This window comes from Streptomyces sp. NPDC051740 (assembly GCF_044453165.1).
In the GTDB taxonomy this organism is placed as follows: Bacteria; Actinomycetota; Actinomycetes; order Streptomycetales; family Streptomycetaceae; genus Streptomyces; species Streptomyces atrovirens.
The window spans coordinates 92682-117983 of sequence record NZ_JBITCL010000001.1 but is presented as its reverse complement, the minus strand read 5'-3'; the positions used below and the strand labels follow the sequence as shown (position 1 = coordinate 117983).

The following is a 25302-nucleotide window of genomic DNA, read 5'->3' as shown; positions in this document are numbered from 1 at the left end:
GCCGTCATACTTGGCGTCGGGCGGTGTGTGCGTTCGCGCCGCGCTCCCCTCGCACTTCCCGCACGCCCCCAGCACGACCCGAAGCCGCCCTCTTCCGACAGGATCCGGAGCCCGTGGCATGACCGTCTGCCTGCTCCTGCTGAGCGTTGTCGCCGTGACGGCCGCCGTGCCCGTCCCCCGGGCGCTGACCCGGGCGAAGTGGCCGGAACGGGAACCTGTGGTCGCCCTGTGGGTGTGGCAGTGCCTGGTCGCCACCGTCCTGCTGTGCTGCGTCACGGCGCTCGCCCTGGGTGCCGCCGCCGTCTTCGGCACCGTCCGCGCCCAGCTCTTCGCTCCGGCCCCGCCCGCGGTCACCGCGGCGTACGACCTGTCCGCCGCCTCGTCCTGGACCATCGCCCTCACCGCGCTGCTGGCGTCCGGGGCGGCCTGGACGACGGCCATGCTCGTGCGTGAACTGGTCGAGGCCCGCCGCCGGCGCGCCCGGTCCCGGGAGCATCTGCGGGAACGCGCCCCCGACCTGCCCGCCGGACTCCCCGCGGCCCGTGGCCCCCTGCTGGTGCTGGAGGACGAGTACCCCGACGCCTGGTGGATGCCGGGCAGCCCGCCCCAGCTGATCGTCACCACCGGCGCCCTGCAGCGCCTCACCGACCACCAGCTCGACGCCGTCCTCACCCACGAGCGGGGCCACGCCCGCGCCCGCCACGACTGGCTGCTGCACCTCTCCACCGCGCTGGCCACCGGCTTCCCCCGCGTCCCGCTGTTCGCGCACTTCTGCGACCAGACCCACCGCCTGGTCGAACTGTCCGCCGACGACACGGCCTCCCGCCGCTGCGGCCACCTGACCACGGCGCTGGCGCTGATCGAGCTCAACCAGCACCGGGGCGTCCTGTCCTGCGCCTCCAGCCACCGCCTCCTCGGCGAACGCGTCGACCGCCTCCTGGAGCCCCCGCCCCGCCTCGACCGCCACCACCGCGCCCTGACCACGGCCGCAGCGGCCCTGGTCCCCCTCGTCCCGCTGCTCATCACCTTCGCCCCGGGCCTGACGGCACTGCCGTGACCCGGACGCCCGCTGCGGGCAGTCGTGCCTCCCCCAGTGCCTGAACGGCCTGGGAGGTACCCCGGGGCGGCACGGTTGGGTGGTGGGCCCCTCCCGCTCGAGCGGAGCCGGGAGTGGGGGAGGCACCCCGCAGACGCCGGGCCGCGCAACACCCCCGCCCAGCCCGACCACGCGGCCACCTATGTCCAGTCGGGCTCCGGCTCCTCCTCGGGCCAGTCGTCCGGGCCGTCAGGACGGCCGGACCCGGCACCGGCGTCCCCCGGCGCCGTCAACCCGGCCAACACCGCCACCACCCCTTCCCCGTACGTCGCCAGCTTCTTCTCCCCCACCCCGCTGATCCCACCGAGTTCGCCCACCGACGTGGGCCACACCGTGGCGATCTCCCGCAGCGTGGCGTCGTGGAAGATGACGTACGCCGGAACCCCCTGCTCCCGCGCCTGCTCGGCACGCCAGGCGCGCAGCGCCTCGAACGCGGGCTGCAGCTCCTCGGGCAGCTCGGCAGCGGCGGCCTTGGCCTTGCGCTCCCCCCGCCCCGAACCCGTCCCGCCCGACCGGGAGGTCACCGGCTTCTTCGGCTCCTTGCGCAGCGGCACCTCCCGCTCCCGCCGCAGCACCGTCCCGCTCGCCTCGGTCAGCACCAGCGTGCCGTACTCCCCCTCGACGGCGAGCAGCCCCTGGGCGAGCAACTGGCGCACCACGCCCCGCCATTCCGCCTCGGTCAGCTCCTCGCCGATGCCGAACACGGAGAGCTGGTCGTGGTCGAACTGGATGACCTTGGCCGTGCGCCGCCCCAGCAGGATGTCGACGATCTGCACCGCGCCGAACTTCTGCCCGCGCTCCCGCTGCAGCCGCACCACCGTGGACAGCACCTTCTGCGCCGCGACGGTCCCGTCCCAGGTCTCCGGCGGGGTGAGGCAGGTGTCGCAGTTGCCGCAGCCCGCCGGGTCGGGGTCCTGGCCGAAGTAGGCGAGGAGCTGACCGCGCCGGCACCGGACGGTCTCGCACAGGCCGAGCATCGCGTCCAGGTGCTGGCCCGCCCGCCGCCGGAACGCCTCGTCGCCCTCACCGGACTGGATCAGCTTGCGCTGCTGTATGACGTCGTTGAGTCCGTACGCCATCCACGCCGTGGACGGCAGCCCGTCGCGTCCCGCGCGGCCCGTCTCCTGGTAGTAGCCCTCGACGGACTTGGGCAGGTCGAGGTGGGCGACGAAGCGGACGTCCGGCTTGTCGATGCCCATGCCGAACGCGATGGTCGCCACCACGACCAGGCCCTCCTCCCGCAGGAACCGCGCCTGGTGCGCGGCGCGCGTCCCCGCGTCGAGGCCCGCGTGGTACGGCACCGCCTCGACGCCGTTGCGGGAGAGGAACTCGGCGGTCTTCTCCACCGAGTTGCGCGACAGGCAGTAGACGATGCCCGCGTCCCCGGCGTGCTCCCCGCGCAGGAAGCTCAGCAACTGCTTCTTGGGGTCCGCCTTGGGCACGATCCGGTACTGGATGTTGGGCCGGTCGAAGCTCGCCACGAAGTGCCGGGCGTCCGGCATGCCCAGCCGCTCGGTGATCTCCCGGTGCGTGGCGTGCGTGGCCGTCGCCGTGAGCGCGATGCGGGGCACGTCCGGCCACCGCTCGCCGAGCAGCGACAGCATGAGGTAGTCCGGCCGGAAGTCGTGCCCCCACTGGGACACGCAGTGCGCCTCGTCGATCGCGAAGACGGAGATCTTGCCGCGTGACAGCAGGTCCTGGGTGCTGTCCAGCCGCAGCCGCTCCGGTGCGAGGTACAGCAGGTCCAGCTCGCCGGCGAGGAACTCCGCCTCGACGACGCGCCGCTCGTCGAAGTCCTGCGTGGAGTTCATGAACCCGGCCCGCACGCCCAGCGCCCGCAACGCGTCCACCTGGTCCTGCATCAGCGCGATGAGCGGGGAGACGACGACGCCCGTACCCGGTCTGACCAGGGCCGGAATCTGGTAGCAGAGCGACTTTCCGCCACCGGTCGGCATGAGCACGACGGCGTCGCCGCCCGTGACCACGTGCTCGATGACCGCTTCCTGCTCACCGCGGAAGGCGTCGTACCCGAACACCCGGTGCAGCGTGGCCAGCGCCTCGCTCTCCGTCACTGTCATCCCGCCATTACCGCCCATCACCGTGCCCCCGTGAGCCGTCCCTCGACCACTGCCTCCACGATAGGGGTCCACACCGACAGCCCCGGAGTTATCCACAGGCCGCTCACCCGACGACTTCGGCCCGGCACCCCCGAAGGGTGCCGGGCCGTCGCCGACGTGCCGGTGAGGGCCGGGTCAGCGCACGAACACCCCCGCGTCCCCCGCCAGCTCCAGGAAGTACTGGGGTGCGACGCCCAGCACCACCGTGACGGCCACGCCGGCCCCGATCGCCGTCATCGTCAGCGGTGACGGCACCGCGACGGTCGGGCCCTCGGGGCGCGGCTCGCTGAAGAACATCAGGACGATCACGCGGATGTAGAAGAACGCCGCGATGGCCGACGAGATCACACCGACCACGACCAGCGGGGCCGCTCCGCCCTCCGCCGCCGCCTTGAACACGGCGAACTTCCCGGCGAAACCGGAGGTCAGCGGGATGCCCGCGAAGGCCAGCAGGAACACCGCGAACACCGCCGCCACCAGCGGGGAGCGCCGGCCGAGGCCCGCCCACTTCGACAGGTGCGTCGCCTCGCCGCCGGCGTCCCGGACCAGCGTGACCACCGCGAACGCGCCGATCGTCACGAACGAGTACGCCGCCAGGTAGAAGAGGACGGACGAGATGCCGGACGGCGTGGTCGCGATGACACCCGCGAGGATGAAGCCCGCGTGCGCGATCGACGAGTACGCCAGCAGCCGCTTGATGTCGGTCTGCGTGATCGCCACGATCGCACCGGCCAGCATGGTGACGATGGCGACGGCCCACATGACCGGCCGCCAGTCCCAGCGCAGCCCCGGCAGCACGACGTACAGGATCCGCAGCAGCGCGCCGAATGCGGCCACCTTGGTCGCCGCCGCCATGAAACCGGTCACCGGCGTCGGGGCGCCCTGGTACACGTCGGGCGTCCACATGTGGAAGGGGACGGCGCCGACCTTGAACAGCAGGCCCATGACCAGCAGCGCGGCGCCGACCAGCAGCAGCGCGTCGTTGCCCATGGTGTCGGCGAGCGCCGGGGTGACCTCCGGGACGGTGCCGTCGACGACCTGGGCGATCGTGGCGTACGACATCGAGCCCGAGTAGCCGTACAGCAGGGCGATGCCGAACAGCGTGAACGCGGAGGCGAACGCGCCGAGCAGGAAGTACTTGACCGCCGCCTCCTGCGACATCAGCCGCTTGCGGCGGGCCAGCGCGCACATCAGGTACAGCGGGAGCGAGAGGACCTCCAGCGCCACGAACAGCGTCAGCAGGTCGTTGGCCGCCGGGAAGACCAGCATGCCGGCGACCGCGAAGAGCAGCAGCGGGAACACCTCGGTGGTGGTGAACCCGGCCTTGACCGCCTTCTTCTCGCTGTCACTGCCCGGTACGGACGCGGCCTGCGCGGCGAAGGAGTCCACCCGGTTGCCGTGCGCCTCCGGGTCGAGCCTGCGCTCGGCGAAGGTGAACAGGGCGACCAGGGCCGTCAGCAGGATCGTGCCCTGCAGGAACAGGGCCGGCCCGTCGACGGCGATGGCGCCCATCGCCGCGATGCCCGCCTTGGTCGTGCCGTAGCCGTCCGCGGCGAGCGCCACGACCGCGGCGAAGGCGGCGACGAGCGCGACCACGGAGAGGAACATCTGTGCGTAGTAGCGGGTCCTGCGCGGTACGAACGCCTCGACCAGCACCCCGACGACCGCCGCGCCGACGATGATCAGGGTGGGCGCGAGCTGCCCGTATTCGATCTTCGGCGCGTCGATCTTCGAGATCGGATCGGCCGCCGTTGTCCACAGGCTGTGGACGGCTGTTGCGCTCACTTGGCCGCCTCCACCTCGGGCCGGGGGTCCTTCTTCTCAACATCGGACATGGTGTGCTTCACCGCCGGGTTCACGACGTCCGTGACGGGCTTCGGGTAGACGCCCAGGAAGACCAGCAGCACGACCAGCGGCGCCACCACCGCGATCTCCCGCACCCGCAGGTCGGGCATCGCGGAGACCTCGGGTTTCACCGGGCCGGTCATCGTCCGCTGGTACAGGACGAGGGTGTAGAGCGCGGCGAGGACGATGCCGAAGGTGGCGATGATGCCGATCACCGGATAGCGCGTGAACGTGCCGACCAGGACCAGGAACTCACTGACGAAGGGCGCGAGCCCCGGCAGCGAGAGGGTCGCGAGCCCGCCGATCAGGAAGGTGCCGGCGAGCACCGGGGCGACCTTCTGCACACCGCCGAAGTCGGCGATGAGCCGGGAGCCGCGCCGCGAGATCAGGAATCCGGCGATCAGCATCAGCACGGCGGTCGAGATGCCGTGGTTGACCATGTAGAGCGTCGCCCCGGACTGGCCCTGGCTGGTCATCGCGAAGATGCCCATGATGATGAAGCCGAAGTGCGAGATCGACGCGTACGCGATCAGCCGCTTGATGTCGCGCTGGCCGACCGCGAGCAGCGCGCCGTAGATGATGCTGACGACCGCCAGTACGAGGATGACGGGCGTCGCCCACTTGCTGGCCTCCGGGAACAGCCCGAGGCAGAAGCGGAGCATCGCGAAGGTGCCCACCTTGTCGACGACCGCCGTGATCAGCACGGCCACCGGGGCGGTGGACTCCTGCATGGCGTTGGGCAGCCAGGTGTGCAGCGGCCACAGCGGCGCCTTCACCGCGAAGGCGAAGAAGAAGCCGAGGAACAGCCAGCGCTCGGTGTTCGTCGCCATGTCCAGCGAGCCGTTGGCCCGCGCCTCGGCGATCTCGGTGAGCGAGAAGTTCCCGGCGACCACGTACAGCCCGATCACCGCGGCCAGCATGATCAGACCGCCGGCCAGGTTGTAGAGCAGGAACTTCACCGCCGCGTACGACCGTTGCGTCGCCGCCGTCTCCTCGCCGTGCTCGTGGGCACGGTCCCCGAAGCCGCCGATGAGGAAGTACAGCGGGATGAGCATGGCTTCGAAGAAGATGTAGAAGAGGAAGACGTCGGTGGCCTCGAAGGAGAGGATCACCATCGCCTCGACGGCCAGGATCAGGGCGAAGAAGCCCTGCGTCGGCCGCCACCTCTTGCTTCCCGTCTCCAGCGGGTCGGCGTCGTGCCAGCCCGCGAGGACGATGAACGGGATCAGCAGGGCGGTCAGCGCGATCAGCGCCACCGCGATGCCGTCCACGCCCAGCTCGTACCGCACGCCGAAGTCCGCGATCCAGGCGTGGGACTCGGTGAGCTGGTAGCGGTCGCCGTCCGGGTCGAACCGCACCAGGACGACGATCGCCAGGACGAGCGTGGCGAGCGAGAACAGCAGGGCCAGCCACTTGGCGGCCGTGCGCTTCGCGGCCGGTACGGCGGCCGTGGCGATCGCCCCGATGGCCGGGAGCGCCGCCGTCGCCGTCAGCAGAGGAAAGGACATCGGTATCAGACCGCCCTCATCAGCAGGGTCGCGGCGACGAGGACCGCCGCGCCGCCGAACATCGAGACCGCGTAGGACCGCGCGAAGCCGTTCTGCAGCCTGCGCATCCGCCCGGACAGGCCGCCCATGGAGGCCGCCGTGCCGTTGACGACCCCGTCGACCAGGGTGTGGTCGACGTACACCAGCGAGCGGGTGAGGTGCTCACCGCCGCGGACCAGGACCACGTGGTTGAAGTCGTCCTGGAGCAGGTCGCGCCGGGCGGCCCGGGTGAGCAGCGACCCGCGCGGGGCGACGGCCGGCACCGGACGGCGCCCGTACTGGGCCCAGGCGACCGCCACACCGATGACCATCACGGCGACCGTGGAGGCGGTCACCGTCATGGCGCTGATCGGCGCGTGACCGTGGTCGTGGCCGGTGATGGGCTCCAGCCAGTGCATGAAGCGGTCGCCGATGCTGAAGAAGGCACCGCCCGCGACCGACCCGACGGCCAGCACGATCATCGGGACCGTCATGACCTTCGGGGACTCGTGCGGATGGGGCGGCTCGTACTCGCCACCGGTCTTGGCGGCGGGCTCCACGTCCGGCTCCGCCGGGGACGGCGTCGGCGCGTTGCGCCAGCGCTCCTCGCCGAAGAACGTCATCAGCATCACGCGCGTCATGTAGTACGCGGTGATGGCCGCGCCCAGCAGGGCGCAGGCGCCGAGGATCCAGCCCTCGGTGCCGCCCTTGGCGAACGCGGACTCGATGATCTTGTCCTTGGAGAAGAAGCCGGACAGGCCCGGGAAGCCGATGATGGCGAGGTAGCCGAGGCCGAAGGTGACGAACGTGACCGGCATGTACTTACGGAGGCCGCCGTAGCGCCGCATGTCGACCTCGTCGTTCATGCCGTGCATCACGGAGCCGGCGCCGAGGAACAGCCCGGCCTTGAAGAAGCCGTGCGTCACCAGGTGCATGATCGCGAAGACGTAACCGATGGGGCCGAGGCCGGCGGCGAGCACCATGTAGCCGATCTGCGACATGGTCGAGCCGGCCAGCGCCTTCTTGATGTCGTCCTTCGCGCAACCGACGATCGCACCGAACAGCAGCGTGACCGCGCCGACGACGGTGACGACCAGCTGGGCGTCCGGGGCGCCGTTGAAGACGGCCGCGGAGCGGACGATCAGGTACACGCCCGCCGTCACCATGGTCGCGGCGTGGATCAGGGCCGAGACGGGGGTCGGGCCCTCCATCGCGTCCCCGAGCCAGGACTGCAGCGGCACCTGGGCGGACTTGCCGCAGGCGGCGAGCAGCAGCATCAGCGCGATCGCGGTGAGCTTGCCCTCACCGGCCTGCCCCGCGAGGCCGGGCTCCTCCAGGGTGCCGAGCACCGGCCCGAAGGCGAAGGTGCCGAACCACAGGAACATCAGCATGATCGCGATGGACAGGCCCATGTCGCCGACGCGGTTGACCAGGAAGGCCTTCTTCGCCGCCGTCGCCGCGCTGGGCTTGTGCTGCCAGAAGCCGATCAGCAGGTAGGAGGCGAGACCGACGCCCTCCCAGCCGACGTACAGCAGCAGGTAGTTGTCGGCGAGGACGAGGATCAGCATCGCCGCGAGGAACAGGTTCAGGTAGCCGAAGAAGCGGCGGCGCCGCTCGTCGTGCTCCATGTACCCGACGGAGTACAGGTGGATCAGCGAGCCGACGCCGGTGATCAGCAGGACGAACGTCATCGACAGCTGGTCGAGCCGGAAGGCGACGTCGGCCTGGAAGCCCTCCACCGGGATCCAGCTGAACAGGTGCTGCGTGACGGTGCGCTCCTCGGCGCCCTTGCCCAGCAGGTCGGTGAACAGCACCAGGCCGAGCACGAAGGAGACGGCCGCGAGCAGCGTGCCGATCCAGTGGCCGACGGCGTCCAGCCGGCGTCCGCCGCACAGCAGGACCACCGCTCCGAGCAGGGGCGCCGCCACCAGCAGCGCAATCAGGTTCTCCACGATTCAGCAGCCCCTCACAGCTTCATCAGGCTGGCGTCGTCGACCGAGGCCGAGTGGCGGGAACGGAACAGGGACACGATGATCGCCAGCCCGACCACGACCTCCGCGGCGGCGACGACCATCGTGAAGAACGCGATGATCTGGCCGTCGAGGTTGCCGTGCATCCGGGAGAAGGCGACGAACGCGAGGTTGCAGGCGTTGAGCATGAGCTCGACGCACATGAAGACGACGATCGCGTTGCGCCTGATCAGTACGCCGGTGGCGCCGATCGTGAACAGCAGCGCGGCCAGGTACAGGTAGTTCACGGGGTTCACTTCGACGCCTCCTCGGTCCGCTTGAAGGTCGGCGCGTCGATCGCGGTGCGCCCCAGGCGCTCTTCCGCGCGCTGCTCCATCGCCCGCAGGTCGTTGATCGCCTCCTGCGACACGTCACGGATCTGGCCGCGCTCCCGCAGCGTCTTGCTGACGGTGAGCTCCGACGGGGTGCCGTCGGGCAGCAGGCCAGCGATGTCCACGGCGTTGTGCCGGGCGTACACGCCGGGCGCCGGCAGCGGCGGCAGGTACTTGCCGTCGCGCACGCGCTGCTCGGCCAGCTCCCGCTGCGTCCTGGCGCGCTCGGTGCGCTCCCGGTGGGTGAGCACCATGGCACCGACGGCGGCCGTGATGAGCAGGGCGCCGGTGATCTCGAAGGCGAAGACGTACTTGGTGAAGAGGAGGGCCGCCAGGCCCTCCACGTTGCCGCCCGCGTTCGCCTCGCCGATGCCGTTGAACTCGCTGAGCGAGGCGTTCCCGATCCCGCCGATCAGCAGGACGCCGAAGCCGAGCCCGCACAGCAGGGCCAGCCAGCGCTGGCCCTTGATGGTCTCCTTCAGGGAGTCCGCCGCGGTGACGCCGACCAGCATCACCACGAACAGGAACAGCATCATGATCGCGCCGGTGTAGACGACGATCTGGACGACGCCCAGGAAGTAGGCGCCGTTGGCCAGGTAGAACACCGCCAGGATGATCATGGTGCCGGCGAGGCAGAGCGCGCTGTGCACGGCCCGCCTCATGAAGACGGTGCACAGGGCGCCGATCACGGCGACCGTGCCGAGGACCCAGAACTGGAAGGCCTCTCCGGTGGAGGTGCCGGCGGAGAGAGTCGCCGCGGCGGCGAGCTGCCCGGTCATCGCCCGATCACCTTCTCCGACGCCGGTTCCTCCGGACCGAAGGTCGAGTCGGCCTCCTGCACGGCCTCGCCCTCGGAGTGGGCGGCCTGCTGCTCCGTGCCGGGCGCGGCCTCGGTCACCAGGCCCCGGTAGTAGTCCTGTTCGTCGGTGCCCGGGTACATGGCGTGCGGGGAGTCGACCATGCCCTCCTCCAGACCGGCGAGCAGCTGCTCCTTGGTGTAGATGAGGTTGGCGCGGCTGGAGTCCGCCAGCTCGAACTCGTTGGTCATCGTCAGCGCGCGCGTGGGGCACGCCTCGATGCACAGCCCGCACAGGATGCAGCGGGCGTAGTTGATCTGGTAGACGCGGCCGTACCGCTCGCCGGGCGAGTAGCGCTCCTCGTCGGTGTTGTCCGCGCCCTCGACGTAGATCGCGTCGGCGGGACAGGCCCAGGCGCACAGCTCGCAGCCGACGCACTTCTCCAGACCGTCCGGATGGCGGTTGAGCTGGTGCCGTCCGTGGAAACGCGGAGCGGTGGTCTTCTGCTGCTCCGGGTACTGCTCGGTCAGCCGCTTCTTGAACATGGCCTTGAAGGTCACGCCGAAGCCGGCCACGGGGTTCAGGAAACCGGGTGCGGTCTCCTTGGGCTCCTCAGCCATCGGACGCCTCCTTTCCATCCGCGGATCCGACCGGAGATCCGTCACTCTGAGTATCGGGGGCACCACTGACAATCAGCTCCCGCTCCCGGCGCGAGCGGCGTCGCGGCACCGGCGGCGACTCCTGTCCCGGCAGCGGCGGTACGGGGAATCCACCGCCCATGGGGTCGAAGGCGGGCGGGCCCCCGACGGGCTGTCCGGCCTCCTTCCCCTTGCCGCGGAACAGGTCGGCGACGAAGGACAGCAGCAGGAGGGCGAGGACGGCACCACCGATGTAGAGGGCGATGTCGGCGAAGTCGTAGTTCTCGTTCCGCAGCGCCCGCACGGTGGCGACGAGCATCAGCCACACCAGGGAGACCGGGATGAGGACCTTCCAGCCGAGCTTCATCAGCTGGTCGTAGCGCACGCGCGGGAGCGTGCCGCGCAGCCACACGAATCCGAACAGCAGGGAGAGGAGCTTGCCGGTGAACCAGAGCATCGGCCACCAGCCGTGGTTCGCGCCCTCCCAGAACGTGCTGACCGGCCACGGGGCCCGCCAGCCGCCCAGGAAGAGGGTCACGGCGACGGCCGAGACGGTCACCATGTTGATGTACTCGGCGAGCATGAACATCGCGAACTTGATCGACGAGTACTCGGTGTTGAAGCCGCCGACCAGGTCGCCCTCGGACTCCGGCATGTCGAAGGGGGCGCGGTTGGTCTCGCCGACCATCGTCACGATGTAGATGAGGAAGGAGACCGGCAGCAGCAGGATGTACCAGCGGTCGGTCTGCGTCTCGACGATCGTCGACGTCGACATCGACCCCGAGTAGAGGAACACGGAGGCGAACGCGGCGCCCATGGCGATCTCGTACGAGATCATCTGCGCGCAGGAGCGCAGGCCGCCGAGGAGCGGATAGGTGGAGCCGGAGCTCCAGCCCGCCAGGACGATGCCGTAGATGCCGACCGAGGCGACCGCGAGGATGTACAGCATCGCGATCGGCAGGTCGGTGAGCTGCATGGCGGTGCGCTGGCCGAAGATCGAGACCTCGTTGCCGGCCGGGCCGAAGGGGATCACCGCGAACGCCATGAAGGCCGGGATGGCCGCGACGATCGGCGCGAGGACGTAGACGGCCTTGTCCGCGCGTTTGACGACGACGTCTTCCTTGAGCATCAGCTTCACGCCGTCGGCGAGCGACTGGAGCATGCCCCAGGGGCCGTGCCGGTTGGGGCCGATGCGCAGCTGCATCCAGGCGACGACCTTGCGCTCCATGACGATGGAGATCAGCACGGTCACCATCAGGAAGGCGAAGCAGAACACCGCCTTGACGACGACCAGCCACCAGGGGTCGGTGCCGAACATCGAGAGGTCTTCAGCGGCGAGGTACGGGCTCATGCCTCCACCTCCTCGGTGGCCTCGTCGGCGGGCGTCGCCGGGCCGATACGGACGAGTGAGCCGGGCAGTGCCCCGGTGCCGGAGGCGACGCCGCCGCCGACGGAGTTCAGCGGGAGCCACACCACGCGGTCGGGCATCTCGGTGACGGCCAGGGGCAGCCGGACCGTTCCGGCGGTGCCGGTCACCGCGAGCAGGTCGCCGTCCCTGACGCCGGCCTCGGCGGCCGTGGCGGCCGACACGCGCGCGTGGGCGGCGTGCCGGGTGCCGGCGAGCGCCTCGTCGCCGAGTTGCAGGAGGCCGTGGTCGAGCAGCAGCCGGTGCCCGGCGAGCACGGCCTCCCCGGCGGCCGGCCGGGGCAGCGCGCCCGCGGTCTCCAGCGGGTCGGTGGCCCGGGGGCCGTCCCAGGCACCGAGCCGGTCGAGCTCCGCGCGGATGGTGCGCAGGTCCGGCAGCCCCAGGTGGACGTCCATGGCGTCGGCCAGCATCTGCAGCACGCGCGCGTCGGTGGGCGCGAGCCGCCGGGTCATCTGGTCGGGCTTGAGCGCCGCCTCGAACATGCGGACCCTGCCTTCCCAGTTGAGGAAGGTGCCGGTCTTCTCCGCGACCGCGGCGACCGGCAGGACGACGTCGGCGAGTTCGGTGACCTCGCTGGGCCGCAGCTCCAGCGACACCACGAACCCGGCCTCGGCGAGCGCCGCACGCGCACGTGCCGGGTCGGGCAGGTCGGCGACCTCCACGCCGGCGACCAGCAGCGCCTGGAGCTCACCGCGTGCCGCCGCCTCGACGATCTGTCCGGTGTCGCGGCCGTAGCGGTGCGGCAGTTCGGCGACGCCCCACGCGGCGGCGATCTCCGTACGCGCGCGCGGGTCGGTCGACGGGCGGCCGCCGGGCAGCAGCGCCGGCAGCGCGCCCGCCTCCACGGCGCCCCGCTCACCGGCCCGGCGCGGGATCCACACCAGCCGGGCGCCGGTGGCGGCGGCGAACCGGACGGCCGCGGTCAGACCGCCCCGTACGGCCGCCAGCCGCTCACCGACGACGATGACCGCGCCCTCGCCCCGCAGCGCCTCGGCGGCCCCGGCCCCGTCGCCCTGCAGGCCGACGCCGCCGGCCAGGGCGTCCAGCCACTCGGTCTCGGTGCCGGGAGCCGCCGGCAGCAGCGTGCCGCCGGCCTTCTCCAGCCCGCGCGTGGCGTGCGTGGCCAGGGCGAACGTCTTCTGTCCGTGCTTGCGCCAGGCCTTGCGCAGCCGCAGGAAGACGCCGGGCGCCTCCTCCTCGGACTCGAACCCGACCAGCAGGACCGCGGGCGCCTTCTCCAGGTGCGTGTACGTGACGCCCGTGCCGTCGAGGTCACGGCCGCGGCCCGCCACCCGCGCGGCGAGGAAGTCGGCCTCCTCGGCGCTGTGCACGCGCGCGCGGAAGTCGATGTCGTTGGTGGCGAGCGCCACCCGCGCGAACTTGCTGTACGCGTAGGCGTCCTCGACGGTGAGCCGGCCGCCGGTCAGGACACCGGTGCGACCGCGCGAGGCCAGCAGGCCCTGCGCCGCGATCCGCAGCGCGTCCGGCCAGGACGCCGGCTCCAGCTCACCCTCCGGGTTGCGGACCAGCGGCGTGTCGAGACGGTCCCGCAGCTGCGCGTACCGGAACGCGAAGCGTCCCTTGTCGCACATCCACTCCTCGTTGACCTCGGGGTCGTACGCGGCGAGCCGCCGCATGACCTTGCCGCGCCGGTGGTCGGTGCGGGTGGCGCAGCCGCCGGAGCAGTGCTCGCACACCGACGGCGACGAGATCAGGTCGAAGGGGCGGGAGCGGAACCGGTACGCCGCCGAGGTGAGCGCGCCGACCGGGCAGATCTGGATGGTGTTGCCGGAGAAGTACGACTCGAAGGGGTCGCCCTCGCCGGTGCCGACCTGCTGGAGCGCGCCCCGCTCGATCAGTTCGATCATCGGGTCGCCGGCGACCTGGTGGGAGAACCGGGTGCAGCGGGCGCACAGCACGCACCGCTCGCGGTCGAGCAGCACCTGCGTGGAGATCGGGACGGGCTTCTCGTAGGTGCGCTTCCTGCCCTCGAAGCGGGACTCGGCGTTGCCGTGCGACATCGCCTGGTTCTGCAGCGGGCACTCGCCGCCCTTGTCGCAGACCGGGCAGTCCAGCGGGTGGTTGATGAGCAGCAGCTCCATCACACCCTTCTGGGCCTTCTCCGCGACCGGCGAGGAGAGCTGGGTCTTCACCACCATCCCGTCGGTGCAGGTGATGGTGCAGGACGCCATGGGCTTGCGCTGGCCCTCGACCTCGACGATGCACTGGCGGCAGGCGCCGGCCGGGTCGAGGAGCGGGTGGTCGCAGAACCGGGGGATCTCGATGCCGAGCTGCTCGGCGGCCCGGATGACCAGGGTGCCCTTGGGCACGCTGGTCTCGGCGCCGTCGATGGTCAGCGTCACGAGGTCCTCGGGCGGGACCGCCGCCTCTCCGCCTCCGGAGGCGCGCTCGCCCGCGGCGGAGCCGCTTGTGGACTGCTGAACGGTCATGCGTTCACCTCCGTACGGTGGTCGGCCCAGGCCGTGGACCTGGCCGGGTCGAAGGGGCAGCCCCGGCCCGTGATGTGCTGCTCGTACTCCTCGCGGAAGTACTTGAGCGAGGAGAAGATCGGTGAGGCGGCGCCGTCGCCGAGGGCGCAGAAGGACTTGCCGTTGATGTTGTCGGCGATGTCGTTCAGCTTGTCGAGGTCGGCCATCCGTCCCTTGCCGGCCTCGATGTCCCGCATCAGCTGGACCAGCCAGTACGTGCCCTCGCGGCAGGGCGTGCACTTGCCGCAGGACTCGTGGGCGTAGAACTCGGTCCAGCGGGTGACGGCGCGGACGACGCAGGTCGTCTCGTCGAAGCACTGCAGGGCCTTCGTGCCGAGCATGGAACCCGCGGCGCCCACTCCTTCGTAGTCGAGGGGGACGTCGAGGTGCTCGTCGGTGAACATCGGCGTCGAGGAGCCGCCCGGCGTCCAGAACTTCAGCCGGTGGCCCGGGCGCATCCCGCCGCTCATCTCCAGCAGCTGGCGCAGCGTGATGCCGAGGGGCGCCTCGTACTGTCCGGGGTTGGCGACGTGGCCGCTGAGGGAGTAGAGCGTGAAGCCGGGGGACTTCTCGCTGCCCATCGAGCGGAACCATTCCTTGCCCCGGTTCATGATGGCGGGAACCGACGCGATCGACTCGACGTTGTTCACCACGGTCGGGCACGCGTAGAGGCCCGCGACGGCGGGGAAGGGGGGACGGAGCCGCGGTTGACCCCGGCGGCCTTCGAGCGAGTCGAGCAGCGCGGTCTCCTCACCGCAGATGTACGCGCCCGCGCCCGCGTGCACGGTGAGTTCGAGGTCGAGTCCGCTGCCCAGGATGTTCTCGCCGAGGAGGCCGGCCGCGTAGGCCTCGCGCACGGCCTCGTGCAACCGCCGCAGCACCGGTACGACCTCACCCCGCAGATAGATGAAGGCGTGGGACGACCTGATGGCGTAACAGGCGATGACGATGCCCTCGATGAGGCTGTGCGGGTTCGCGAAGAGGAGCGGAATGTCCTTGCACGTTCCGGGCTCCGACTCGTCGGCGTTGACGACCAGGTAGTGGGGTTTTCCGTCCCCCTGGGGGATGAACTGCCATTTCATCCCCGTCGGGAAGCCGGCGCCGCCGCGCCCGCGCAGACCGGACTCCTTGACGTACGCGATGACGTCGTCCGGTGACATGGCGAGCGCCTTGCGGAGCCCCTCGTACCCCTCGTGCCTCTTGTAGACGTCCAGCGTCCAGGACTCGTCCTCGTCCCAGAAGGCCGACAGCACGGGTGCGAGCAGCTTCTCCGGGCTCATGTCCTTGAGTTCGGGTGCCAAGGTCATCACTCCCCCTCCTCGGCGGTGGGACCCGACGGGTGGGCCGGGTCGGAGGCCGACGTGTCCTGCGGCGCGTCGTGCGAGCTGAGGTGCTCCGTCGGTGACGGCTCGTGCGGCGGGGTGTCCCGGGGCGCCTCACCGCGCGGGTGCACCACGCGCGCGGGGGCGGCCTCCCCCTTGGCCAGCTTCAGGCCGATCAGGGAGGCGGGTCCCGCGCTGCCGGTGGCCTCGACGGCTCCCTCGCGCGTGTCGGGGAAACCGGCCAGGATGCGGGCGGTCTCCTTGAAGGTGCACAGGGGCGCCCCGCGCGTGGGCTCGACCGGGCGGCCGGCGCGCAGGTCGTCGACCATGCGCTTGGCGCTCTCGGGGGTCTGGTTGTCGAAGAACTCCCAGTTCACCATCACCACGGGCGCGAAGTCGCAGGCCGCGTTGCACTCGATGTGCTCCAGGGTGACCTTGCCGTCGTCGGTGGTCCCGCCGTTGCCGACGCCCAGGTGCTCCTGGAGCTCCTCGAAGATCGCGTCGCCGCCCATGACGGCGCACAGGGTGTTGGTGCACACCCCGACCTGGTAGTCACCGCTCGGCCGGCGCCGGTACATGGTGTAGAAGGTGGCGACCGCGGTCACCTCGGCCGTGGTCAGGTCCAGCATCTCCGCGCAGAACCGCATCCCGGTGCGCGTGACGTGGCCCTCCTCGGACTGCACGAGGTGCAGCAGCGGCAGGAGGGCGGACCGGGAGTCCGGGTAGCGGGCGATGACCTCGCGCGCGTCGGTCTCCAGCCGGGCCCGGACGTCGTCCGGGTAGGCGGGTGCGGGCAGTTCGGGCATGCCCAGGCTGACGCCCCGCTCGGACCGCTCCGAAGAAGAGGTGGTCACCGGTCGACGCCTCCCATCACGGGGTCGATGGACGCGACGGCGACGATGACGTCGGCGACCTGGCCGCCCTCGCACATCGCCGCCATGGCCTGCAGGTTGGTGAAGGACGGGTCGCGGAAGTGGACCCGGTAGGGACGGGTGCCGCCGTCGGAGACGACATGCGCCCCGAGTTCGCCCTTGGGCGACTCGACCGCCGCGTACGCCTGTCCCGGCGGGACGCGGAAGCCCTCGGTGACCAGCTTGAAGTGGTGGATCAGGGCCTCCATGGAGGTGCCCATGATCTTCTTGATGTGGTCGAGGGAGTTGCCCAGTCCGTCCGGTCCCAGGGCGAGCTGGGCGGGCCAGGCGATCTTCTTGTCGGCGACCATGACCGGTCCGGGCTGGAGCCGGTCCAGGCACTGCTCGACGATGCGCAGCGACTGGCGCATCTCCTCCAGCCGGATCAGGAAGCGGCCGTAGGAGTCACAGGTGTCGGCGGTCGGGATCTCGAAGTCGTAGGTCTCGTATCCGCAGTACGGCTGTGCCTTGCGCAGGTCGTGCGGCAGGCCGGTGGAGCGCAGGATCGGGCCGGTGGCGCCGAGGGCCATGCAGCCGGCCAGGTCGAGGTAGCCGACGTCCTGCATGCGGGCCTTGAAGATGGGGTTCCCGGTGGCGAGCTTGTCGTACTCCGGGAGGTTCTTCCTCATCGTCTTCACGAACTCGCGGATCCGGTCCACCGCGCCGGGCGGCAGGTCCTGGGCGAGTCCGCCGGGGCGGATGTACGCGTGGTTCATCCGCAGGCCGGTGATCAGCTCGTAGAGGTCGAGAATCAGTTCACGATCGCGGAATCCGTAGATCATGATCGTGGTGGCGCCGAGCTCCATGCCGCCGGTGGCGATGCACACCAGGTGGGAGGAGAGCCGGTTCAGCTCCATCAGGAGCACCCGGATGACGGTGGCCCGGTCCGGGATCTGGTCCTCGATGCCGAGGAGCTTCTCGACGCCCAGGCAGTACGCCGTCTCGTTGAAGAACGACGTCAGGTAGTCCATGCGCGTCACGAACGTGGTGCCCTGGGTCCACGTGCGGTACTCGAGGTTCTTCTCGATGCCGGTGTGGAGGTAGCCGATGCCGCAGCGGGCCTCGGTGACCGTCTCGCCGTCGATCTCCAGGATCAGGCGGAGCACTCCGTGGGTGGACGGGTGCTGCGGGCCCATGTTGACGACGATGCGCTCGTCGTCGGCGCGGGCCGCGGTCTCGACGACCTCGTCCCAGTCTCCGCCGGTGACCGTGTACACGGTGCCCTCGGTGGTCTCCCGAGGGGAGGCGTGCGAAGTGCTCATGAGTACGACCTCCGCTGGTCCGGAGCCGGGATCTGGGCGCCCTTGTACTCGACGGGGATGCCGCCGAGGGGATAGTCCTTGCGCTGCGGATGGCCCTGCCAGTCGTCCGGCATCATGATCCGTGTGAGGGCCGGGTGACCGTCGAAGACGATGCCGTAGAAGTCGTACGTCTCGCGCTCGTGCCAGTCGTTCGTCGGATAGACGGAGAACAGCGACGGGATGTGCGGGTCGCTGTCGGGGGCGCTGACTTCGAGGCGGATCAGCCGGTTGTGGGTGATCGAGCGCAGGTGGTAGACGGCGTGCAGCTCGCGGCCCTTGTCGTTCGGGTAGTGCACGCCGCTGACGCCGGTGCACAGCTCGAAGCGCAGGGCGGGGTCGTCGCGCAGGGTCCTCGCGACCCGGACCAGGTGCTCGCGCTCGATGTGGAAGGTGAGTTCGCCGCGGTCGACGACCGTCTTCCCGATGGCGTTCTCCGGGAGCAGGCCCTGCTCCTCCAGGGCTCCCTCCAGCTCGTCGGCGACCTCGTCGAACCAGCCGCCGTAGGGGCGGGACGCCGGTCCCGGGAGCCGGACGGAGCGGACCAGTCCGCCGTAGCCGGAGGTGTCGCCGCCGTTGTCGGCGCCGAACATGCCGCGCTGGACGCGGATCTCCTCGCCGCCCTGTCCGCGCTGGCCGGGGAGGTTCTCGGCGGAGAGGTCCTTCTCGGGGTTGACCCCGTTCGACCCGCCCGCGCCGTTCGCGTCGCTCATCGCAGCAGCCCCTTCATCTCGATCGTGGGCAGGGCCTTGAGCGCCGCCTCCTCCGCCTCGCGGGCGGCCTCCTCGGCGTTCACGCCGAGCTTGGAGGTCTGGATCTTCTGGTGGAGCTTGAGGATGGCGTCCATCAGCATCTCGGGGCGGGGCGGGCAGCCGGGGAGATAGATGTCGACCGGGACGACGTGGTCGACGCCCTGCACGATCGCGTAGTTGTTGAACATGCCGCCCGAGGAGGCGCAGACCCCCATGGAGATCACCCACTTGGGGTTCGGCATCTGGTCGTAGACCTGCCGCAGCACCGGCGCCATCTTCTGGCTGACCCGCCCGGCCACGATCATGAGGTCCGCCTGCCGCGGCGAGCCGCGGAAGACCTCCATGCCGAAGCGCGCCAGGTCGTAGCGGCCGGCGCCGGTGGTCATCATCTCGATGGCACAGCAGGCGAGGCCGAACGTGGCGGGGAAGACGGACGACTTGCGCACCCAGCCCGCGGCCTGCTCGACGGTGGTCAGCAGGAATCCGCTCGGCAGCTTTTCTTCGAGTCCCATGACTAGTGGCCCCTCAGTCCCATTCCAGGCCGCCGCGCCGCCATACGTACGCGTACGCGACGAAGACGGTGAGCACGAAGAGCAGCATCTCCACGAGCCCGAAGATCCCCAGGGCGTCGAAGGTGACGGCCCAGGGGTAGAGGAAGACGATCTCGATGTCGAAAATGATGAAGAGCATCGCCGTCAGGTAGTACTTGATGGGGAAGCGCCCGCCGCCGGCCGGCGTGGGGGTCGGTTCGATACCGCACTCGTAGGCCTCGAGCTTGGCGCGGTTGTACCGCTTCGGACCGATCAGCGTGGCCATGACCACGGAGAAGATCGCAAAGCCTGCCCCGAGGGCTCCCAGTACGAGGATGGGCGCATACGCGTTCACCGCTCCTCGCTCCTCTCAGTCGGCATTGACTGCAATGGGGGTCCCCCCGGGGGCGAGCGAAGCCGAGCCCCTGGGGGAGGTTGTGCAGCGGGCTTCGCCGCCTCAACTGCCCCACGAACCACGCCCGCCCCGGCGAAGATCGAGAACATGTGAAGCAGGTCACAAGCCCAACCGCTCCGCATCCTATGCCCGTGAGTCTGTGATCTGCGACACGGGGTATTGCACAAGCTTTGTGATCTCCACCACCTGACGAACGATCATGAAGTCGGATGAGCGGTGATCTTCACACGCCAAGCATCCACGTGATCACCAAAGGTGACATTTTGACTGGTCAGTGCAGCTCAGAGGGTCTGCCTCCATATCAAGAGGCTTCCCGTGCATGCAAATTGGTGCTGGACCTGATCTCTTGATAGGGGAGCGTTCACACATCAGAGGGGGTCGGGGGCGGGATGTGGACGTGTGCACGCGTTCACGAAGTCCCGGCGACGCGGTCCGGCCATCGCCCCGACCATCGCCACGACCGTCGATCCGTCCACCGCCCGGCCGCCGGTCCAGCCACCACCCCGACCGCCGTCCCGGCCGCCGGTCCGACCCCCACCCCGACCGCCGTCCCGGCCGCCGGTCCGACCCCCACCCCGACCGCCGGCCCGGCCGGCGATCCCCGCATCGACGCCCACATCGATCCCGACAGCCGGCCAAGGCGCGGCCGGCGCTCCCCGACGCGGCGGCGCGGGCAATCGTTCCGTGACCTCCGCCACATTCATGAGAGGCGCATGAGAGGAGGGGTTGGCCAACCAGTTCAACCAGTGGTAGGCGCGGGGCAATTCGGACGTAACGATGAAAGTACGTGATCACGGGCCGATCACGGGCGTCCGCAATGTCCGTTAGGGCGTCAATAAAAAGCGACACGCCCGGGATTCGGAGTCCCGATTGAACAACTGTGGCGCAGCACACGTTTCTTGAAGATATGAAGCAGCGCCTGGTACCGGTTGTTCCCATGTCCCACACCGCTCACATACGCAGCCACCGGAAGCCCCGCCGCACCGCCCAGTCCACGATGGCGATGCGGGCCGGAGTTGCCGGTGGCGTCCTCAGCACCCTGGCAGTGGCCGGGGCGTCGGGTTCGGCGAACGCTGCCGAGCCGGTGACGCAGACCCTCGAACTGCCCACCCTGACGGCGGACCTGGCCGCTCAGGTCGCCCAGTCCGCGGACGCCACCCAGCAGGCCGCCGCGAACTACCAGCTGCGGGCCGAGCGTGACGCGGCCGCGGAGCAGGCCGCCAAGGAGGCCAAGGCCGACCTCGCCGTGGCCAAGAAGAAGGCCGAGGCGAAGAAGAAGGCCGCCGAGGAGGCCCGCAAGGCCGCCGCCGAGCGTGCCGCCCGCAGCGCCGAGCGCACCACCCTCACCGCCACCGCCACCGCCACGACCGCCTCCGCGCCGGCCAGCGGCAGCGTCGCGACGGTCATCGCCTTCCTCAAGGCACAGGTGGGCGACGCCTACGTCATGGGCGCCTCGGGCCCCAACGCCTGGGACTGCTCCAGCCTGGTCCAGGCCGCGTTCAAGCAGGTCAACGTCGACCTGCCGCGCGTCTCGCAGGACCAGTCGATGGTCGGCACCGATGTCTCGCTGTCCAACCTCCAGGTCGGCGACATCCTCTACTGGGGCGGCAAGGGTTCCGCGTACCACGTGGGTGTCTACATCGGTGGCGGCCAGTACCTGGACGCGGCCAACCCCTCCAAGGGCGTCGTCATCCAGGACCTTTCCGGCTACCCCGCGTCGGGTGCCGTGCGCGTGCTCTGAGCCGCGCCCCGTCATGGGCCGGAGGGCCGCTGCCGCTCGGGGGCAGCGGCCCTCCGGCGTCCCCGCACGCCGGGCCGAGATCGCCCGATTGCCCGAATCGTCCTGCCGCTCGGGCGGGTTGGCGGCGCCGGTGCGTACCGACCGGGCGCCGTGCGGTCCCGTGACGGCCCCTCACGGCGCCCCGGTACGGACGCCGACGGCCGGAGCCCGTCCTCCGGACCCCGGCCGCCCACAGCGCCGCTCACGGCTTCGCGCCGCGCGGACGCTCGCTCACGCCTCTCAGGCGATGGCCCCGCCCGTCTGCCGTGCCCGGCGACGCAGCAGCACCGTCACGCCCGCGCCGAGGCCCAGCGCCAGCAGCGCCGCCCCGCCGGTCAGCGCCACCCCGCCGGCACCGGTGGACGCCAGACCGCCCTGGACGTCACCGGACGTGCCGTTCGTGCCGGAACCGGAGGAACCGGAGCCGCCGTCCTGCCCGGAACCGGACGAGGGGGAGGCCGAGGGCGAGGGCGAGGGCGAGGCGGACGGCGTGGCGCCGCCGCCGTTCTGACCCGTTCCGCCGTCCGTCTGCTCAGCCGAGCCGTTCAGGACGATCCAGGCCGAATTGTTCGCGAGTTCCGGCTCGGCGGGGTCGCCCGACTCCGGAAGCGCCACCTCGCCCTTGGCGTTCTCGACGACCCGGTCGACCCGCAGCTCGAACGGGTAGGTGAACTCGGCGTCCTCCAGCAGCGGGGTGCTCACCCAGCAGCGGTAGCCCTTCTCGTCCTCGGCGAGGGTGGTCTCCCGGCACTTCTCCGGCGCCTTGGTGACGGTCGCCCCTTCGGGAACCTCCACCGTGAAGGAGAAGGACTCGCCGCCGGACCGCAGGGCGCTGATCCAGGCCGGCCCGTGGTTGCGGAAGCCGATCTCCGCCGTGACGGTGTCCCCGGCCTCGGCGTCCAGCGAGGCGCCGGTCAGCTCCAGGTCGTAGGTGTTCGTCGTGGGCAGGTCCAGATCCGCGTACCGGGTGTAGTCCGCGGGGTCGGCGTCGGCGACCTGCTTCAGCTCGAGGTCCGCTCCGTTGCCCTGCCGGTAGTCCTTCGCCGCTCGCAGTCCGGCCGCCTCGCCCGGGGGGACGGCCGTGAAGGAGTAGGTGAAGATGTCGCGCAGCGCGAAGTCCGCGGTGCCCACCTTCAGCGGCTCGGCGAGCGCGTACGCCGCACCGGCTTCGATGGTGTCCGGGAACGTGCAGATGACGTCGGTGCCCTGGTGCAGCAGCGGGCCGGTGGTCACCTCGGAGTAGGCGCAGTTGCCGAACGAGTCGGGGAAGGACACCCCGCGCGAGCCGTGGAACCGCAGCACCGCGCCCTCGGCGGGCATGGTGCCCACGTTGCGCAGACCCACGGGAGCCTTGTAGACATCACCCGCCTTCAGATCACCGGGCAGGGGCAGCTTGTGGTTCAGGAACTCGGGGCCGCCGACGAGCACGTCGATGTCCAGCGGTGTGAAGTCCAGCCCCTCGCCCTCGCCGGTGACCTTGATGCTGCCGAAGTCCCCGGCCTCGCTGTCGTCGTCGAGGTCGAGCCGGATTTTGCCGACGCGGTTGTACTGCTGCCCGGCGTACAGTTCCCAGCCCGTGCAGGTGGCGACGAGACCGTCGACGTCACAGGGGAGGTCCACCGAGGCGACGCCCTCCAGCTCGGTGGCGTCGATGCGGATCGTGTAGTCGCCGGTGAACACGGTCGGGACGACGCCGTCGCCCTCGAACTCCTCCCCCGGGACGTTCAGCCGCAGGTCGATCTGCGGTTCCGTGGAGTCGCCGTCGCCGGACCCCAGCGACAGGTCGACCCGGTCCTCGCCGGTGATGGTCACGGGAAGGGGTTCGTCGGCCGCCCGGGCGGTGCCCGCGGCGCCGGCCGCGACCAGACTCGCGGCGGCCACCAGCCCCAGGGCTCTGAGCGGCCCGGGCCGCCGTTTTGCCTGCTGTGTCATGGAAGCTCTTTCGTCGTACGGGACGTGCCTGAGTGGTTACGTCCCGTACGACCCCGGCCGCGGCCGATCAGTTGTCCACCGGCGTATTACGCGATGATCACGATCGGACGACCCGTCAGAACCCCCGGACCGGTCACGCCTTCGGCGCCACCTTGCTCAGGCCGTTGATGATGCGGTCCATCGCGTCGCCGCCCGTCGGGTCGGTCAGGTTGGCGAGCAGCTTCAGGGTGAACTTCATCAGCATCGGGTGGGTCAGTCCGCGCTGGGCGGCGATCTGCATGATCTTCGGGTTGCCGATGAGCTTCACGAAGGCCCGGCCGAGCGTGTAGTAGCCGCCGTAGGTGTCCTTCAGCACGCGCGGATAGCGCTGGAGCGCGATCTCCCGCTGGGCCGGGGTGGCCCGCGCGTGGGCTTGGACGATCACGTCGGCGGCGATCTGCCCGGACTCCATGGCGTAGGCGATGCCCTCGCCGTTGAAGGGGTTCACCAGTCCGCCCGCGTCGCCGACCAGCAGCAGGCCGCGCGTGTAGTGCGGCTGGCGGTTGAAGGCCATGGGGAGCGCGGCACCGCGGATCGGGCCGGTCATGTTGTCCGGGGTGTAGCCCCAGTCCTCCGGCATCGAGGCGCACCAGGCCTTGAGGACCTCGCGCCAGTCCAGCTCCTTGAAGGAGTCGGAGGTGTTGAGCACGCCGAGACCGACGTTGCTCGTCCCGTCGCCCATGCCGAAGATCCAGCCGTAGCCGGGCAGCAGCCGGTCCTGCGGACCGCGGCGGTCCCACAGCTCCAGCCAGGACTCCAGGTAGTCGTCGTCGTGGCGCGGCGAGGTGAAGTACGTACGGACCGCGACGCCCATCGGACGGTCCTCACGGCGGTGCAGGCCCATCGCCAGGGACAGCCGGGTGGAGTTGCCGTCGGCGGCCACGACCAGCGGGGCGTGGAAGGTGACTTCCCTCTTCTCCTCGCCGAGCCTGGCCTTCACACCGGTGATGCGCCCGGTGCGGTCGTCGACGATCGGGCCGCTCACGTTGCAGCGCTCGTACAGCCGGGCGCCCGCCTTCTGGGCCTGCCGGGCGAGCTGCTCGTCGAAGTCGTCGCGCTTGCGGACCAGGCCGTAGTCGGGGAAGGAGGCGAGTTCCGGCCAGTCGAGCTGGAGGCGGACCCCGCCGCCGATGATGCGCAGGCCCTTGTTGCGCAGCCAGCCGGCCTCCTCGGAGATGTCGATGCCCATGGCGACGAGCTGCTTCGTGGCGCGCGGGGTGAGGCCGTCGCCGCAGACCTTCTCCCGCGGGAACTCGGTCTTCTCCAGCAGGAGCACGTCGAGTCCGGACCGGGCCAGGTGGTACGCGGTGGTGGAGCCGGCTGGCCCCGCGCCCACGACGATCACATCGGCGGTGTTGTCGGAGAGGGGCTCGGTCACGGCGGGATCTCCCCAAGTTCGAAATCTGCGTGCCGACCGGCACTGGACACAGGCAGTCTATTCAGCACGAGTGATCACCCGGCTGAAGGGCTGCCCCCGTGAACCGAGCTCTCCCCGTCGTACGGCTGCGCGTCCCCACCCACGAGGACGCCTTCGTCTGGCACCGGATCTTCGACGACCCGGACGTCATGGAGTTCCACGGCGGCGCGTCGGCGGAGCTGTCGGTCTACGAGGAGCTCACCGCCCGCCAGCGCCGGCACGACGCCCAGCTCGGCTTCTGCCTGTGGACCATGCTCGACGGGTCCGGCCGGGTCATCGGCTTCACCGGCGCCCAGCCGTGGGAACGCGACTGGGGCCCGGCGGGCGAGATCGAGATCGGCTGGCGGCTCGCGCGGGAGCACTGGGGCAAGGGGTACGTCACCGCGGCGGCCCGGCAGACGCTGGAGCGGGTGACGGCGGCGGGCCTGACGGGCGTGGTGGCGATGGTGGACGCCCGCAACTCCCGTTCCATAGCGGTCACCCGGCGGCTCGGGATGCGCCTCGCCGAGACGTTCACGATCCCGTCCGACCCGCGGGAGGCCCACTGCTACCGGCTGGACCTGTGACCCCGACACCCGGTCATCACTCTGGGTAATCAATTGTCACGGAAAGCCACTTGGTGCTTCCGGCG

At 70.5% G+C, this 25302-nt stretch carries 20 protein-coding genes; 3 read left to right on the top strand and 17 right to left on the bottom strand.

What is annotated here, in order from left to right; translation table 11 throughout:
* Positions 1–118 precede the first annotated feature (118 nt).
* The gene (locus tag ACIA6T_RS00565; RefSeq protein ID WP_399444389.1) at positions 119–1057 is read left to right on the top strand and encodes a M56 family metallopeptidase; all 939 of its coding nucleotides are present in this window, start codon (positions 119–121) and stop codon (positions 1055–1057) included.
* A gap of 179 nt (positions 1058–1236) precedes the next feature.
* On the opposite strand, the gene recQ is transcribed toward ACIA6T_RS00565, so the two are convergent.
* The 15 genes from recQ to ACIA6T_RS00490 all read right to left on the bottom strand — a co-directional run bounded on the left by recQ (position 1237) and on the right by ACIA6T_RS00490 (position 19443).
* Positions 1237–3174, bottom strand: coding sequence for a DNA helicase RecQ (gene recQ, locus ACIA6T_RS00560; protein WP_399444388.1), 1938 nt, complete (start codon positions 3172–3174; stop codon positions 1237–1239).
* 174 nt (positions 3175–3348) lie between these two features.
* Complete coding sequence (nuoN, locus tag ACIA6T_RS00555; RefSeq protein ID WP_399444387.1) at positions 3349–4998, bottom strand: NADH-quinone oxidoreductase subunit NuoN; 1650 nt, start codon at positions 4996–4998, stop codon at positions 3349–3351.
* Positions 4995–6566: an NADH-quinone oxidoreductase subunit M gene (locus tag ACIA6T_RS00550; RefSeq protein ID WP_399444386.1), complete on the bottom strand. Its 1572-nt coding sequence runs from the start codon at positions 6564–6566 to the stop codon at positions 4995–4997. The genes nuoN and ACIA6T_RS00550 overlap by 4 nt, the downstream gene beginning before the upstream one ends.
* A gap of 5 nt (positions 6567–6571) precedes the next feature.
* Complete coding sequence (gene nuoL / locus ACIA6T_RS00545; protein ID WP_399444385.1) at positions 6572–8536, bottom strand: NADH-quinone oxidoreductase subunit L; 1965 nt, start codon at positions 8534–8536, stop codon at positions 6572–6574.
* A 14-nt stretch (positions 8537–8550) separates the two neighbouring features.
* On the bottom strand, positions 8551–8850 hold the full coding sequence (gene nuoK, locus ACIA6T_RS00540) for an NADH-quinone oxidoreductase subunit NuoK (protein WP_004927567.1): 300 nt from the start codon (positions 8848–8850) through the stop codon (positions 8551–8553).
* A complete protein-coding gene (locus ACIA6T_RS00535) occupies positions 8847–9704 on the bottom strand; it encodes an NADH-quinone oxidoreductase subunit J (RefSeq protein WP_399444384.1) in 858 nt (285 codons plus the stop codon). The genes nuoK and ACIA6T_RS00535 overlap by 4 nt, the downstream gene beginning before the upstream one ends.
* Entirely contained in the window at positions 9701–10342 is a 642-nt protein-coding gene (nuoI, locus tag ACIA6T_RS00530) for an NADH-quinone oxidoreductase subunit NuoI (protein ID WP_399444383.1), read from the bottom strand. The genes ACIA6T_RS00535 and nuoI overlap by 4 nt, the downstream gene beginning before the upstream one ends.
* Positions 10335–11711: an NADH-quinone oxidoreductase subunit NuoH gene (gene nuoH, locus ACIA6T_RS00525; protein WP_399444382.1), complete on the bottom strand. Its 1377-nt coding sequence runs from the start codon at positions 11709–11711 to the stop codon at positions 10335–10337. Before nuoH ends, nuoI begins: the two co-directional genes overlap by 8 nt.
* A complete protein-coding gene (locus tag ACIA6T_RS00520; RefSeq protein WP_399444381.1) occupies positions 11708–14236 on the bottom strand; it encodes an NADH-quinone oxidoreductase subunit G in 2529 nt (842 codons plus the stop codon). Before ACIA6T_RS00520 ends, nuoH begins: the two co-directional genes overlap by 4 nt.
* Positions 14233–15582: an NADH-quinone oxidoreductase subunit NuoF gene (gene nuoF, locus ACIA6T_RS00515; protein WP_399444380.1), complete on the bottom strand. Its 1350-nt coding sequence runs from the start codon at positions 15580–15582 to the stop codon at positions 14233–14235. The genes ACIA6T_RS00520 and nuoF overlap by 4 nt, the downstream gene beginning before the upstream one ends.
* Entirely contained in the window at positions 15582–16451 is an 870-nt protein-coding gene (nuoE, locus tag ACIA6T_RS00510) for an NADH-quinone oxidoreductase subunit NuoE (protein WP_399444379.1), read from the bottom strand. Before nuoE ends, nuoF begins: the two co-directional genes overlap by 1 nt.
* Entirely contained in the window at positions 16448–17770 is a 1323-nt protein-coding gene (locus ACIA6T_RS00505) for an NADH-quinone oxidoreductase subunit D (protein ID WP_385045579.1), read from the bottom strand. Before ACIA6T_RS00505 ends, nuoE begins: the two co-directional genes overlap by 4 nt.
* Positions 17767–18519, bottom strand: a complete 753-nt coding sequence (locus tag ACIA6T_RS00500) for an NADH-quinone oxidoreductase subunit C (protein ID WP_399444378.1) — start codon at positions 18517–18519, stop codon at positions 17767–17769. Before ACIA6T_RS00500 ends, ACIA6T_RS00505 begins: the two co-directional genes overlap by 4 nt.
* Positions 18516–19070, bottom strand: a complete 555-nt coding sequence (locus ACIA6T_RS00495; protein ID WP_016640165.1) for an NADH-quinone oxidoreductase subunit B family protein — start codon at positions 19068–19070, stop codon at positions 18516–18518. Before ACIA6T_RS00495 ends, ACIA6T_RS00500 begins: the two co-directional genes overlap by 4 nt.
* Before the next feature lie 13 nt (positions 19071–19083).
* Positions 19084–19443, bottom strand: a complete 360-nt coding sequence (locus tag ACIA6T_RS00490) for an NADH-quinone oxidoreductase subunit A (RefSeq protein ID WP_003974383.1) — start codon at positions 19441–19443, stop codon at positions 19084–19086.
* Between the two features lie 967 nt (positions 19444–20410).
* Here ACIA6T_RS00490 and ACIA6T_RS00485 point away from each other — a divergent pair.
* Positions 20411–21244: a C40 family peptidase gene (locus ACIA6T_RS00485; protein WP_399444377.1), complete on the top strand. Its 834-nt coding sequence runs from the start codon at positions 20411–20413 to the stop codon at positions 21242–21244.
* 279 nt (positions 21245–21523) lie between these two features.
* Here ACIA6T_RS00485 and ACIA6T_RS00480 read toward each other — a convergent pair whose 3' ends face one another.
* Entirely contained in the window at positions 21524–23215 is a 1692-nt protein-coding gene (locus ACIA6T_RS00480; RefSeq protein ID WP_399444376.1) for a hypothetical protein, read from the bottom strand.
* Positions 23216–23348: 133 nt separating this feature from the next.
* Complete coding sequence (locus tag ACIA6T_RS00475; RefSeq protein WP_399444375.1) at positions 23349–24632, bottom strand: geranylgeranyl reductase family protein; 1284 nt, start codon at positions 24630–24632, stop codon at positions 23349–23351.
* A 98-nt stretch (positions 24633–24730) separates the two neighbouring features.
* Between ACIA6T_RS00475 and ACIA6T_RS00470 the strand changes: the two genes are divergently transcribed.
* Positions 24731–25237 (top strand): GNAT family N-acetyltransferase, encoded by a 507-nt coding sequence (locus tag ACIA6T_RS00470; RefSeq protein WP_399444374.1) that lies wholly within the window; start codon positions 24731–24733, stop codon positions 25235–25237.
* Positions 25238–25302 lie beyond the last annotated feature (65 nt).